The 13,722-nt window shown below is 71.2% G+C and carries 13 protein-coding genes; 2 read left to right on the forward strand and 11 right to left on the reverse strand.

What is annotated here, in order from left to right; translation table 11 throughout:
- Nucleotides 1–63 precede the first annotated feature (63 nt).
- From yajC to pgsA, 11 genes are all read right to left on the reverse strand, one after another.
- The gene (gene yajC / locus QFZ74_RS05245) at nucleotides 64–606 is read right to left on the reverse strand and encodes a preprotein translocase subunit YajC (protein WP_307619604.1); all 543 of its coding nucleotides are present in this window, start codon (nucleotides 604–606) and stop codon (nucleotides 64–66) included.
- 181 nt (nucleotides 607–787) lie between these two features.
- Nucleotides 788–1,858 carry a Holliday junction branch migration DNA helicase RuvB gene (ruvB, locus tag QFZ74_RS05250; protein ID WP_307619605.1) on the reverse strand — a complete coding sequence of 357 codons (1,071 nt, stop codon included), beginning with the start codon at nucleotides 1,856–1,858 and terminating at the stop codon, nucleotides 788–790.
- Between the two features lie 28 nt (nucleotides 1,859–1,886).
- Nucleotides 1,887–2,492: a Holliday junction branch migration protein RuvA gene (ruvA, locus tag QFZ74_RS05255; protein WP_307619606.1), complete on the reverse strand. Its 606-nt coding sequence runs from the start codon at nucleotides 2,490–2,492 to the stop codon at nucleotides 1,887–1,889.
- Nucleotides 2,489–3,031: a crossover junction endodeoxyribonuclease RuvC gene (ruvC, locus tag QFZ74_RS05260; RefSeq protein WP_307624048.1), complete on the reverse strand. Its 543-nt coding sequence runs from the start codon at nucleotides 3,029–3,031 to the stop codon at nucleotides 2,489–2,491. Before ruvC ends, ruvA begins: the two co-directional genes overlap by 4 nt.
- 206 nt (nucleotides 3,032–3,237) lie before the next feature.
- A complete protein-coding gene (locus QFZ74_RS05265; RefSeq protein WP_307619607.1) occupies nucleotides 3,238–3,990 on the reverse strand; it encodes a YebC/PmpR family DNA-binding transcriptional regulator in 753 nt (250 codons plus the stop codon).
- A 48-nt stretch (nucleotides 3,991–4,038) separates the two neighbouring features.
- The gene (pdxT, locus tag QFZ74_RS05270; protein WP_307619608.1) at nucleotides 4,039–4,644 is read right to left on the reverse strand and encodes a pyridoxal 5'-phosphate synthase glutaminase subunit PdxT; all 606 of its coding nucleotides are present in this window, start codon (nucleotides 4,642–4,644) and stop codon (nucleotides 4,039–4,041) included.
- A 12-nt stretch (nucleotides 4,645–4,656) separates the two neighbouring features.
- Nucleotides 4,657–5,574 (reverse strand): pyridoxal 5'-phosphate synthase lyase subunit PdxS, encoded by a 918-nt coding sequence (gene pdxS / locus QFZ74_RS05275; RefSeq protein WP_307619609.1) that lies wholly within the window; start codon nucleotides 5,572–5,574, stop codon nucleotides 4,657–4,659.
- A gap of 146 nt (nucleotides 5,575–5,720) precedes the next feature.
- On the reverse strand, nucleotides 5,721–6,272 hold the full coding sequence (locus QFZ74_RS05280) for a hypothetical protein (RefSeq protein WP_307619610.1): 552 nt from the start codon (nucleotides 6,270–6,272) through the stop codon (nucleotides 5,721–5,723).
- Nucleotides 6,273–6,526: 254 nt separating this feature from the next.
- Nucleotides 6,527–7,690: a glycosyltransferase family 4 protein gene (locus tag QFZ74_RS05285; RefSeq protein WP_307619611.1), complete on the reverse strand. Its 1,164-nt coding sequence runs from the start codon at nucleotides 7,688–7,690 to the stop codon at nucleotides 6,527–6,529.
- Nucleotides 7,687–8,619, reverse strand: coding sequence for a phosphatidylinositol mannoside acyltransferase (locus QFZ74_RS05290; RefSeq protein ID WP_307619612.1), 933 nt, complete (start codon nucleotides 8,617–8,619; stop codon nucleotides 7,687–7,689). The genes QFZ74_RS05285 and QFZ74_RS05290 overlap by 4 nt, the downstream gene beginning before the upstream one ends.
- Nucleotides 8,616–9,293, reverse strand: coding sequence for a phosphatidylinositol phosphate synthase (gene pgsA, locus QFZ74_RS05295; RefSeq protein WP_373462348.1), 678 nt, complete (start codon nucleotides 9,291–9,293; stop codon nucleotides 8,616–8,618). Before pgsA ends, QFZ74_RS05290 begins: the two co-directional genes overlap by 4 nt.
- 305 nt (nucleotides 9,294–9,598) lie before the next feature.
- Between pgsA and QFZ74_RS05300 the strand changes: the two genes are divergently transcribed.
- Both QFZ74_RS05300 and QFZ74_RS05305 read left to right on the forward strand, forming a co-directional pair.
- Nucleotides 9,599–11,794 carry an elongation factor G-like protein EF-G2 gene (locus QFZ74_RS05300; RefSeq protein WP_307619613.1) on the forward strand — a complete coding sequence of 732 codons (2,196 nt, stop codon included), beginning with the start codon at nucleotides 9,599–9,601 and terminating at the stop codon, nucleotides 11,792–11,794.
- 239 nt (nucleotides 11,795–12,033) lie between these two features.
- Nucleotides 12,034–13,689 carry a hypothetical protein gene (locus QFZ74_RS05305; protein WP_307619614.1) on the forward strand — a complete coding sequence of 552 codons (1,656 nt, stop codon included), beginning with the start codon at nucleotides 12,034–12,036 and terminating at the stop codon, nucleotides 13,687–13,689.
- Nucleotides 13,690–13,722: the final 33 nt, after the last annotated feature.

Here is a 13,722-nt window from a genome sequence, read left to right on the forward strand (position 1 = left end):
GAAAGACGCGGTCCCGGGGTGCCTGGGCGCGATCGGATCGCGCCCGCGCACCCCGGGACGTGACTACTTCGCGTCGGACTCGCCGTCGGTCTTCTTCGGCTCGGCGTCCGTCGTGGCCTCGGCCTTCTTCGGCTCCTCGTCGGCCTTCGCGGCGACCGGCTCGGCCTCGGCCTTCTCGGCCTTCTCAGCCTTCTCGTCCTGCTCGTCCTTCTTGCCGAAGTCGACGGGCTTGTCGGCGGCGGCAGCGTCGGCGGCCTCGTCGGTCTCGGTGAGGGAGGAGGCGTCGTCCGGGACGACGGAGGCGTCGGACTTCAGGTCGTGCTCGATGCCGTGGACGATGCGGTTGTACTCGTCGTCGGTGAGCACGGCGCCGATCGCGTTCTTGGCGAAGAGGAGATCGACGCCCGGGCCGGCGTCCAGGAGGACGGTGTCGTCGCTGACCTCCTTGACCGTGGCGTACATACCCCCGATCGTGCGGACGCCGGAGCCGGGCTGCATCTCGTTCCGCATCGCGGCGGCCTGGTTCTGCTTCTTCTTGGCCGAGCGCGTCATCAGGAACATGGCCGCGATGAGCACAATGAACGGGAGAAGGGTCAAGGTATTCACGGGACGGGGTTTCCTTCGCGCGACCGCGGCGGACAGCGGCCTGGGGGATGGGGTGTGGTGTCTGGCGCCGCCCGCAAGGGCGGCATCGGCGGAGTCTAGGCGAGTCCGCGTGCAGGGAACAACGCTCAGCATGGCACCTGGGTTCCTGGCCCGGCCAATGCCCTCGCCGATCCCGCCGCCGTCACGTTCCGAACAGGTCCTGTTGTCCGTTTCCTACGGGTCCCGAACCGGGCGGGGTCAGGCCGAGGTGGGCCCAGGCGGCGGGGGTGGCCACGCGTCCGCGCGGGGTACGGGCGAGCAGTCCCTCCCGCACCAGGAAGGGCTCGGCGACCTCCTCGACGGTCTCGCGCTCCTCCCCCACCGCGACGGCGAGGGTGGACAGGCCGACGGGGCCGCCGCCGAACAGCTTGAGCAGGGCCTGAAGGACGGCGCGGTCGAGCCGGTCGAGGCCGCGCGGGTCGACCTCGTAGACCTGCAGGGCGGCCGCGGCGATGTCCTGGGTGATGAACCCGTCGGCCTTGACCTGCGCGTAGTCCCGCACCCGGCGCAGCAGGCGGTTGGCGATACGGGGCGTGCCGCGGGAGCGGCCGGCGATCTCGGCGGCGCCGCTCGGCTCGATCTCGACGTCGAGCAGCGTGGCCGAGCGGTGCACGACGCGCTCCAGCTCGGTGGGCTCGTAGAACTCCATGTGCGCGGTGAAGCCGAAGCGGTCGCGCAGCGGGGGCGGCAGCAGGCCCGCGCGCGTGGTGGCGCCGACCAGGGTGAACGGCGGGAGCTCCAGCGGGATGGCGGTGGCGCCGGGGCCCTTGCCGACGATGACGTCGACCCGGAAGTCCTCCATCGCCATGTAGAGCATCTCCTCGGCGGGCCGCGACATGCGGTGGATCTCGTCGAGGAAGAGGACCTCGCCCTCCTGGAGGGAGGAGAGGATCGCGGCGAGGTCGCCGGCGTGCTGGATGGCGGGGCCGGAGGTGATGCGGATGGGGGCGCCCATCTCGGCCGCGATGATCATCGAGAGGGTGGTCTTGCCGAGGCCGGGGGCGCCGGAGAGCAGCACGTGGTCGGCGGTGGCGCCACGCGCGCGTGCGGCGCGCAGGACGAGGTCGAGCTGCTCGCGGACCTTCTCCTGGCCGATGAACTCACCGAGGTCCTTGGGGCGCAGGGCGGCCTCGACGGCCTGGTCCTCCCCGTCGGCGACCGAGTCCACCAGCCGCTCGGGCGAGGCGCTGTCGGTCGTGTCATCCCAGTTCACTGAGGTCTCCTAGCTGGGGCGCAGGTGGTCAGCGGGCGCGGTTCAGGGTCTGCAGGGCCGCCTTCAGCAGCTGGCCCACCTGGGGCGCGCCCCCGGCTGCCTCGGCCTGCGGGGTCACGGCGGTGACGGCCTCGTCGGCCTCGCGCGTGGCGTACCCGAGACCGATCAGTGCCCCGTGCAGCTGATCGCGCCAGCCGGCGGTGACCGGTGCGCTGGCCGCCGGGGCGCCGAGGGGTGCGCCGAGCCGGTCCTTGAGCTCCAGCAGCAGCTTCTGGGCGCCCTTCTTGCCGATGCCCGGTACGGCGGTGAGGGCCTTCTCGTCACCGCTCGCGACGGCCCGGCGCAGGGCGTCCGGCGTGTGCACGGCGAGCATCGCCTGCGCCAGGCGCGGGCCGACGCCGCTGGCGGTCTGCAGCAGCACGAAGACCTGGCGCTCGTCGTCGTCCGCGAAGCCGTACAGGGTCAGCGAGTCCTCCCGTACGACGAGGGAGGTGGCGAGCTTGGCCTGCTGGCCGACGCGGAGCGTGGAGAGCGTGTTCGGGGTGCACTGCACGGCCATGCCGACCCCGCCCACCTCGATGACCGCGGTGTCGGGGGCGAGTGCGGCGACCGTGCCGCTCACGAAGGCGATCATGCCGTACGGCCTTTCGTTGCGTTTGCCGCTGCGTGCAGGGCGGCGGCCTGCTGGAGACGGTTCTGCGCGGGGGCGCGCCAGATGTGGCAGATGGCGAGCGCGAGGGCGTCGGCGGCGTCGGCGGGCTTGGGCGGGGCGGCCAGCCGGAGGAGCCGGGTGACCATGGCGCCGACCTGCGCCTTGTCGGCCCGGCCGCTGCCGGTGACGGCGGCCTTGACCTCGCTGGGAGTGTGCAGGGCGACGGGGATGCCACGCCGGGCGGCGCAGAGCATGGCGACCGCGCTGGCCTGGGCGGTGCCCATGACCGTACGGACGTTGTGCTGGCTGAAGACGCGCTCGACGGCGACGAACTGCGGCCGGTGCTCGTCCAGCCACTGCTCGATGCCCTGCTCGACGGCGAGCAGCCGGAGGCTCAGTTCCGCGTCGGGCGGTGTGCGGACGACTCCGACGCCGACCATGGTCAGCGGCCGTCCCGCGACCCCCTCGACCACGCCGACACCGCACCGGGTCAGTCCCGGGTCCACCCCCAGTACGCGCACCGTACCCATCCCTCCTTTGCGGCTAATCCGCCGCCGCTCTCGCGGACCTGGCTGAACACCGTCGGGGTCCTCAATTGTTGGTTCCGGCCCGTGGACGGTGATCTTTGACTGCCGCCACGCTAGACGGTGCCACTGACAACGGCCGCGGGCCGGTGGGACACAACGTGTCCCACCGGCCCGTCGAAGTCGCGCAGCTCGCGGCAGCGTTACGCGTCGACCTTCTCCATGATCTCGTCGCTGACATCGAAGTTGGCGAAGACGTTCTGCACGTCGTCGCTGTCCTCGAGCGCGTCGATCAGCTTGAAGATCTTCTTGGCGCCCTCCTCGTCCAGCTCGACCTGGACGGAGGGCACGAAGCTCGAGTCGGCGGAGTCGTAGTCGATGCCGGCCTCCTGGAGCGCGGTGCGCACCGCGACCAGGTCGGTGGCCTCGCTGATGACCTCGAAGGTCTCGCCGAGGTCGTTGACCTCCTCGGCTCCGGCGTCCAGGACGGCGCCGAGCACGTCGTCCTCGGTCAGCTCGCCCTTGGGGACGATGATGACGCCCTTGCGGCTGAACATGTACGACACCGAGCCGGGGTCGGCCATGTTGCCGCCGTTGCGGGTCATGGCGACACGGACGTCGGAGGCGGCACGGTTGCGGTTGTCGGTGAGGCACTCGATGAGCACCGCGACACCGTTCGGGCCGTAACCCTCGTACATGATCGTCTCGTAGTCGGCGCCGCCGGCCTCGAGGCCGCCGCCGCGCTTGACCGCGGAGTCGATGTTCTTGTTCGGGACCGACTGCTTCTTCGCCTTCTGGATGGCGTCGTAGAGCGTCGGGTTGCCCTCGATGTCGACGCCGCCCATGCGCGCCGCGACCTCGATGTTCTTGATCAGCTTCGCGAAGAGCTTGCCGCGCTTGGCGTCGATCACGGCCTTCTTGTGCTTCGTCGTGGCCCATTTAGAGTGGCCGGACATCTGCCTGTCTCCTTCGCGTAACCCATCTCTGTACGAACCCCAGAGATCCTACAAGGACTCCCGGGTCCGGTTGGCGCGCACCATGTCGACGAACAGGGAGTGCACTCGGTGGTCGCCGGTCAGCTCCGGGTGGAACGACGTGGCGAGCGCGTTGCCCTGGCGGACCGCGACGATGTGACCGTCGTGCTCGGCGAGCACCTCGGCCCCGGCACCGACGGACTCGACCCAGGGGGCGCGGATGAAGACGCCCTCTACAGGATCGCCCTCGACTCCCTTGACGGCGACGGCCGCTTCGAACGACTCGTTCTGCCGGCCGAAGGCGTTGCGGCGCACGATCATGTCGATGCCGCCGATGGTCTCCTGGCCCGAGCGCGGGTCGAGGATCTTGTCGGCGAGCATGATCATTCCCGCGCAGGTGCCGTAGACGGGCATGCCCTCGCGCACGCGCGCGCGGAGGAGGTCCATCACTCCGAAGAGGACGGCCAGCTTGGAGATCGTGGTGGACTCGCCGCCGGGGAGGACGAGGCCGTCGACCTCGGCGAGCTCTTCGGGGCGCCGCACCGGCCTGGCCACGGCGTCGGCCGCGGCCAGGGCGATGAGGTGCTCCCGTACGTCGCCCTGGAGGGCCAGGACGCCGATGACGGGGGTGTTCATGGTGTCCGTGCCCTACCAGCCGCGGTTGGCGTAGCGCTCGGCCTCGGGGAGGGTGTCGCAGTTGATGCCGACCATGGCCTCGCCGAGGTTGCGGGACGCGTCCGCGATGATCTTCGGGTCGTCGTAGAAGGTGGTGGCCTTCACGATGGCGGCGGCGCGCTTGGCCGGGTCGCCGGACTTGAAGATGCCGGAGCCCACGAAGACGCCCTCGGCGCCGAGCTGGCGCATGAGCGCGGCGTCGGCGGGGGTGGCGACGCCGCCGGCGGAGAAGAGGACGACCGGGAGCTTGCCCAGGTCGGCGACCTCCTTGACCAGCTCGTACGGGGCGCGCAGCTCCTTGGCGGCGGCGAACAGCTCGTTGTGGTCGAGGGCGCGCAGTCGGCCGATCTCGTTCTTGATCTGGCGCAGATGGCGGACGGCCTCGACGACGTTGCCGGTGCCGGCCTCGCCCTTGGAGCGGATCATGGCCGCGCCCTCGGCGATGCGGCGCAGGGCCTCACCGAGGTTGGTGGCGCCGCAGACGAAGGGGGTCGTGAAGGCCCACTTGTCGGAGTGGTTGACCTCGTCGGCCGGGGTGAGGACCTCGGACTCGTCGATGTAGTCGACGCCGAGGGACTGCAGGACCTGGGCCTCGACGAAGTGGCCGATGCGGGACTTGGCCATGACCGGGATCGAGACGGCGTCGATGATGCCCTCGATCATGTCCGGGTCGGACATGCGGGCCACGCCGCCGTCCTTGCGGATGTCGGCGGGCACGCGCTCCAGGGCCATGACGGCGACGGCGCCCGCGTCCTCGGCGATCTTCGCCTGCTCCGGCGTGACGACGTCCATGATCACGCCGCCCTTGAGCTGCTCGGCCATGCCGCGCTTCACGCGCGCGGTGCCGGTCTCGGGGGTCGGCGTGGAGGAGTCGGAAATCGTGTGGGACACGGGTGACCTCACTCGGTGAAGACGATGTTGTGCTGAACCGAGGAAACGTGAAGGAAGAGGGCCACTGCAAGGGCCAATGCGAAGGCCGTGGATCCTTTTTTCCACTGATCCCTGTGTCCCGCCCCGTTTCGGCCGTCGTCGTACCGCTACGTCGCCCGGTCCGCGAGGGCCGCCGGCGGCTCGTCGTCCATCTCGAAAGCCATCGGGAACGGCGCGTGTCCGGCCAGCCGGAACCAGCGCACCTTGCGGTGCTGGCGCAGCCGCCGGGCGGCGCCCACCGCGTCGTTGTGGAAGCGGCGGGCCATCGGCACCCGGCGCACCGCCTCGGTCAGCTCCCGCGCGGCCTCGTCTCCCCCGAGTGCCTCGCGGACGGCGTCCACCTGCTGGGCCTCCGCGAAGACGGCCCGCAGCGCCTGGGTGAGCTCGCTCTCGGCGACCTCCCGGTGGTCCTCCTCGGCCTGCCGCGCGGCGTGTGCGGCCTCGTACAGCAGGATCGAGGCAGCGGGGTCCAGGACGCCCGAGGTCGCCACCTCCTGGGTCACCGAGGCGCGGCGCAGCAACTGGGCGTCGAGCGCGGCGCGGGCGGCGTCGATCCGTGCGTGCAGCCGGTCGAGCCGGCCGGCCGTCCAGCTCAGATACAGACCGATCGCGACGAGGGCGACGAGGATCCAGACAAGGGTTGGAGTCACGGGCCGCAAGGCTACCGGGGCGCTCCGCTGGGGTTGGCCGGGTCACCTCGAGTTGGTCGCACGCCGGGGACTGCCGCCCCCAGACCCCCGCTGTCGGCCTGAACGGCCTCGTCCTCAAACGCCGGACGGGCTGAAACACCCCGGGCGTCGAGAAGGACCCTGGGGACCAAAGCGGGGCCGACCCACCTACTACGGCCCTACCTACCCAGGTGCTGCCCCGACGGGCTGAAATGCCCCGCCCGACGTCGAGAAGAGCCCTCCCGTCAGTCCCTCGCCAGGCCGAAGCGGGAGCGTCTGCCGCCCCAGCGGTCGTCCGTGGCTACCGCTGCCGCGCCGGCCGTGACCGTTTCGTAGACGGAGAGGATGTCGGCGCCGACCGTCGACCAGTCGAAGCGGCGGACGTGGGCGCTGCCCCGGGTGCGGAGTTCGGCTCGGCGGCCGGGGTCTTGCAGGAGGCGTACGGCGGCTTCCGCGAGGGCGTCGGCGTCCTCGTTGGCGAAGAGTTCGCCCGCCGCTCCCTGGTCGAGGACCTGGGCGAAGGCGTCGAGGTCGGAGGCGAGGACGGGGGCGCCGGCGGACATGGCCTCGACGAGGATGATGCCGAAGCTCTCGCCGCCGGTGTTGGGGGCGACGTACAGGTCGACGCTGCGCAGGAAGCTGGCCTTCTCCTCGTCGCTGATCATGCCGAGGAACTCGACGCGGGAGCGGAGTTCGGCCGGGAGCGTCTCGACGGCCTCCTCCTCGTCGCCGCGGCCGGCGACCAGGAGCCGGGTCTGCGGACGGGCGGCGAGGATCTTCGGGAGGGCCTTCATGAGCACCGGCAGGCCCTTGCGGGGCTCGTCGATGCGGCCGACGAAGCCGATCGTGTCGCCCTGCCACTCGGGCTTCGGCTCGGCCTTGGCGAAGAAGTCGACGTCGACGCCGTTGGGGATCACCACCGCGTCCCCGCCGAGGTGCTCGACGAGGGTGCGGCGGGCGTACTCGCTCACGGCGATGCGCGCGCTGATCTTCTCCAGGGCGGCCTGGAGGATCGAGTACGCGGCGATCATCGCGCGGGAGCGCGGGTTGGACGTGTGGAAGGTGGCCACGATGGGGCCCTGCCCGGCCCAGCAGGTCAGCAGGCCGAGCGACGGCGAGGTCGGTTCGTGGATGTGTACCACGTCGAACGCGCCGTCGTGCAGCCAGCGGCGCACCCGCGCGGCACTGAGGAAGCCGAAGTTCAGCCGGGCCACCGAACCGTTGTACGGCACGGGGACCGCGCGGCCGGCCGAGACGACGTACGGCGGGAGCGGGGTGTCGTCGTCGGCCGGGGCCAGGACGGACACCTCGTGCCCGAGGCCGATGAAGTACTCGGCCAGGTCGCGGATGTGGAACTGAACGCCGCCCGGAACGTCCCACGAGTACGGGCAGACGATGCCGATCCTCACATGGTCCCCTTACCCGGATCCGTGGCCGGTGCCTTGGCGGGATCGAGATCCGCCGTCCAGAGCCGCTGGAGCATGTGCCAGTCCTCCGGATGGTCGGCGATTCCCGTGGCGTAGGCGTCGGCCAGCGCCTGTGTCATGACAGACGTCTTCTCGGCCCGCGTACCTGACTCCGGGACCTCGATCGGGGGGTGCACACGGCCCTGCATGACGGGCGAGTCGTCGTACCAGAGCGTGACGGGCAGCAGGAGCGCGCCCGTCTGCTGGGCGAGGAGGGCGGGGCCGGCGGGCATCCGCGCCGTCTCGCCGAAGAAGGCGACCTCGACTCCGGAGGCGGACAGGTCGCGGTCGGCGACCAGGCAGACCAGGCCGCCGTCGCGCAGCCGCCGGGCCAGCGTGCCGAACGCGGAGCCGCCGCTGTGCGGCAGGACCTCCATGCCGAGGCCCTCGCGGTAGGCGACGAAGCGGTCGTACAGGGTCTCCGGCTTGAGGCGCTCGGCGACCGTGGTGAACGGCGTCTGAAGCCTGGTGGTGACCCAGGCGCCCGCGAGGTCCCAGTTGGCCAGGTGCGGCAGCGCGAGTATGACGCCGCGGTCGGAGGCCAGGCCGTCGGTGAGGTGGTGGACGTCCTTGGGGTCGAAGCCGTCCCTGATCCGCTCCGGGCTCCACGCGGGCAGCCGGAACGACTCCATCCAGTAGCGCAGGTACGACCGCATGCCCGCGCGCGAGAGCTCCGCCAGCCGCTCCGGGCTCGCGTCCGGCACCACGCGCGCGTAGTTGCACTCCAGCCGGCGCACACCCGCGCCGCGCTGCTTCCAGGCGAGGTCGGCGACCGAGCGGCCGAGCCGCGCGGCGACCGGCTCGGGCAGCTTCTTGACGGTGCTCCAGCCGAGGCCGTACAGGGCGTCGGTCAACCGTTCCGCGGTGCTCACTTCGCCGCCTCGCTCCCCTGGGACGCGTTGCCCCGGCCGTCCAGGGCCTCCGCCTCCTCGGACTCCCTGCGCACCGTGACGACGCGCTGGATCAGCGTGACCAGGCTGCCCGCGGCGACGATCCACAGGGCGATGGGCAGCAGGTACTGGATGCCGGGGACACCGAACTTGTGCAGGCCCGCGAAACCGGCCGCGACCAGCGAGATCACCAGCCGCTCGGCCCGCTCGACGAGCCCGTTGACGGCGACCGGCAGCCCGATCGACTCACCCCGGGCCTTGGTGTACGACACCACCTGTCCGCTGGCCAGGCAGAAGATCGAGACGGCGCACAGGACGTTGTCGCCGCCGCCTCCCGCGTACCAGAGGGCGAAGCCGCCGAAGATCGCGCCGTCGGCGACCCGGTCGAGGGTGGAGTCCAGGAAGGCGCCCCAGCGGCTGGAACGGCCCAGCTGGCGCGCCATGTTGCCGTCGACCAGGTCGGAGAAGACGAACAGCGTGATCACGATCGTGCCCCAGAAGAACTCGCCCCTGGGATAGAAGACCAGCGCGCCCGCCACCACACCGGCCGTGCCGATGAGCGTGACCGTGTCGGGGCTGACACCCCGGCGGATGAGAAACGCGGCGAACGGCGTGAGGACACGCGTGAAGAATGCACGCGCGTACTTGTTCAGCATGGCCTTCCCGACGGTCGGTGTCGCCGCGGCCCCTGCTGACCTCCGGCTGGCCCATCGTAGCCACGCGTGCGTGTGTGCGACGGCCGGGCGCACAAGCCCACGCGCGTACAGGGCTGCCGGACACCCGCACGCCGCCTCCCGGGCCCCGTCACACACCGGTCACGACGCGATCGCGTCCTCCGTATGGACGCACCGTGAAGGGAGTGGAAAGCTCGAAGGACCGCGGGCGTCATCGGAGCCGCCACCGCACGCGGCCCCGCACGCCCGCGCCCACAGTGACCTCACCGTGCACGGGAGGCAAGGCCATGGGCGACAAGGCGAACACACACCCTGGGGCCGCCGGCAGGGCAACGGCGGCCGACCACCCCGCGTCCGTACGGAATGTGGTGCTGGTCGGCCACTCCGGATCGGGCAAGACGACTCTGGTGGAGGCTCTCGCGCTGACCGCGGGAGCCGTGAACCGCGCGGGCCGCGTGGAGGACGGCACCGCCGTCTCCGACTACGACGACATCGAGCACCGGCAGCAACGCTCCGTACAGCTCTCCCTGGTCCCCGTCGAATGGGACGGGATCAAGATCAACGTTCTCGACACTCCCGGATACGCCGACTTCGTCGGCGAACTCAGGGCCGGTCTGCGTGCGGCGGACGCGGCCCTCTTCGTCGTCTCGGCGTCGGACGGCGTGGACGGATCGACCCGGATGGTGTGGGAGGAGTGCGCGGCCGTCGGCATGCCGAGGGCCATCGTCGTCACCCACCTGGAAGCCGCCCGCGCCGACTTCGAGGAGATGACCCGCGTGTGCGCCGAGGCCTTCGGCGCGGACGACCCCGACGCCGTGCTGCCGCTCTACCTGCCGCTGCACGGCCCCGAGGGTCCCGACGGGCACGCGCCCGTGACCGGGCTCGTCGGACTGCTCTCGCAGAAGCTCTTCGACTACTCCTCCGGCGAACGCAAGGAGTCCGAACCCGGCCCCGAGCAGCTGCCCCTGATCGAGGAGGCACGCAACCGGCTCATCGAGGGGATCATCGCCGAGAGCGAGGACGAGACCCTGATGGACCGCTACCTCGGCGGCGAACAGGTCGACGTCAAGACGCTCATCGAGGACCTGGAGAAGGCCGTCGCGCGCGGCGCCTTCTTCCCCGTCCTGGCCGCCGCCCCCGCCGCCGAGGGCGCCCGCCAGGGCATCGGCACCGTCGAACTCCTGGAGCTGATCACCCGCGGCTTCCCGACCCCGCTGGAACGGCAGGCCCCCTCCGTCACCACCGTCGACGGCCGGCCGCGCGAGCTCACCTCGTGCGACCCCGACGGCCCACTGGTCGCCGAGGTCGTCAAGACCGCCTCCGACCCCTACGTCGGCCGCGTCTCCCTGGTCCGCGTCTTCTCCGGCACCGTGCGCCCCGACCAGACCGTGCACGTCTCCGGGCACGGGCTGACCGACCGCGGCCACGAGGACCACGACGTCGACGAGAAGATCGGGGCCCTGTCCACCCCGTTCGGCAAACAGCAGCGCCCCGTGACGCACGCCGTCGCGGGCGACCTGGTGAGCATCGCGAAGCTGGGCCGGGCCGAGACCGGGGACACGCTCTCCGCCAAGGACGAGCCGCTGCTCATGGAGCCGTGGCAGATGCCCGATCCGCTGCTGCCGCTGGCCATCCAGGCCCACAGCAAACCCGACGAGGACAAGCTCTCCCAGGGCCTGGGCAGGCTGGCCGCCGAGGACCCGACCATGCGCCTGGAACAGAACCAGGACACCCACCAGGTCGTGCTGTGGTGCCTCGGCGAGGCCCACGCCGACGTCGCCCTGGAACGACTGCGCAGCCGCTACGGCGTCCAGGTCGACGTCGTCCCGCACAAGGTCTCCCTGCGCGAGACCTTCGGCGGCAAGGGCACCGGCCGCGGACGGCACGTGAAGCAGTCCGGCGGCCACGGCCAGTACGCGATCTGCGAGATCGAGGTCGAACCGCTGCCGGGCGGCTCGGGCATCGAGTTCGTCGACAAGGTCGTCGGCGGCGCGGTGCCGCGGCAGTTCATCCCGTCGGTGGAGAAGGGCGTGAGGTCCCAGGCCGCCAAGGGAGTTGCCGCCGGCTATCCGCTCGTCGACGTCCGCATCACCCTGCTCGACGGCAAGGCCCACTCCGTCGACTCCTCCGACGCCGCCTTCCAGACGGCGGGCGCGCTCGCGCTGCGGGAGGCAGCGGCGGACGCGAAGATCCATCTGCTGGAGCCGGTCGCCGAGGTGACCGTCCTGATCGGCGACGAGTACGTCGGCGCCGTCATGAGCGACCTGTCCGGACGCCGCGGCCGCGTGCTCGGCACCGAACAGGTCGGGTCGGGGCGGACCCTCATCCGCGCCGAGGTGCCCGAGTTCGAGATCGGCCGGTACGCGGTCGACCTGCGCTCCCTCTCCCACGGCACCGCCCGCTTCAACCGCGCCTACGCACGGCACGAACCGATGCCGCAGCAGGTCGCCGAGAAGATCCGCGAACAGGGCGACGACACCTGACGTCCCGCACCGGGCGCCGGGTCCGGCGGGGCACGTGCCCTGCCAGGCCCGGCGCCCGGCCGTGAAAGAGCGTCAACAGGCCAAAGAGCGTCAACAGGTCATCGAAGGAAAGGTCTTCGGCCGACCACCGACGAATGTCAGTGCCGGCGGATACTCTCATGATGGCCTGATCAACAGGTGTGCGCGGCAAGGAAGTCGGGAAGGCCGCAGGTGCAGACGCGGCGGCGAGGGGGGCGGCAGTGACGGACGGATTCGACTTCAGTCCCGGGGCTCAGGTCCCCCTGTCGGGCTCGGCGGGCCAGACGGCGGCGACGTACGCCCTGGCCTCGGCGGCGTACCGGGAGGACGACGAGGTCGGCAAGATCCTCGAAGCCGACAACGAGTGGCACCAGTCCACGGTCAAAGCCCCCCGCCCCTGGGCCCGCATCTTCCGGCCCAAGCTCGGCGAGGCCTTCACGCGCGCGGTGATCGACCGCACCCTCGGCGCCGGACGCAAACCCCTCATCCAGTCCTTCGGCACCGAACCCCAGGTCGTCGTCGAGCACTGCCTGGCCGCCCACCGCATCCGCCGCGAACGTGACAACTGGCTGAGCGCCGTGACCGTCCTGTGCGGCGTGCTCTTCCTGCCCGGACTCCTCGTCTGGCTGGTCGTGTTCACCCTCCGCACCACCGTCGCCAAGAGGAACAACCGGACCGGCGCCATCGGCACCGCCCTGCTGCTCGGCGTCGGCGCCCTCGCCGTCCTCTTCCTGATCCGCATGCCCTTCACCGGCTTCTGGGCCTGGTACGCGCGCGCGGCCGTCATCCTGCCGGTCATCGGCTGGTTCTGGGCCAAACAGATCTGCGAGCGCACCGCGCACGACCTGCGCGGACGCTGGGAGAGCCTGCTGACCGGCGGCGGCCTCGGCCCGAAGATCCCCGAGGCGGTCCCCGGCAACCCCGGCGACGCCGCCGAGCAGATCCGCAAGGAACTCGCCCGGCTCAGCGCCGAACAGCGCTCCAACTCCGTCTTCTACGCCGGCCCCAAGGGCGTCCTCGGCATGGGCACCCGCTGGGGCAGCTGGAACCTCGCCGAGGACCTCGTCTCCGCCGACCCCGGCAAGGACTTCCACCCCTTCCGCAGCTGGGACGTCATCACCGCCATCCAGGGCGGCCTCGGCATGCTGGAGCGGACCCCCATCAACACCGGCGGCTTCCCGAAACCGTCCATAACGCACTGGATCGTCACGCCGATCGGGGAGAAGGCCAAGGAGGTCTCCCGGCCGAGCGGCACCGACGTGGACGCGTACACGATCAAGACGCACGCCATACAGGACATCTGCAACAAGCAGCAGTTCGGCAGCGGCGACCGGCACTACCTCGGCGTCCAATGGACCCTGTGGGACGGCCAGTTGGTCATCACCATGCTCATCACGGTGACCGTGCTGCACGACACCCTGCGCATCGAGGTCACCGGACATGCCCTCGGTCCCGTCCACTCCCTGTTCACCACGAAGCCCGCGGCCAAGGAGAAGGAGGTCCAGAAGGCGCTCCGGTTCTGGGAGACCCGCAAGGTGAAGCTGCCCCTCGTCGACGCCGACGAGGTCGTACGCCTCGCCGCGCGCGCCCCCCTCACCTGGTACCCGCCGCTGCTCAACTGGCTCGGCGGCTCGCTGGGCCTCCCCGAACCCTTCGGCCTCCGTCACGCCTGGGCCGACCAGCCCTGGCGGCACCGCTTCATGGCCGACGACGCGCTGCGCGCCGCCACCCCGGTGCTGCGGGTCGTGCACGCCGCGGCGATCAAGGTGCTCAAGGAGAACGGCGTGGACACCGAGAAGTTCGGGACACGCTCGGCCGGCCTCAGCGTGGCCGTGCAGGACGTCTCCCCGAAGAAGGCCGACGTCTACGACGCGTGAGCACGTGAGGAGCGGGCGGGGGCCCGCCCGTGC

It is taken from the genome of Streptomyces sp. V3I7 (genome assembly GCF_030817495.1).
Classification (GTDB): domain Bacteria; phylum Actinomycetota; class Actinomycetes; order Streptomycetales; family Streptomycetaceae; genus Streptomyces.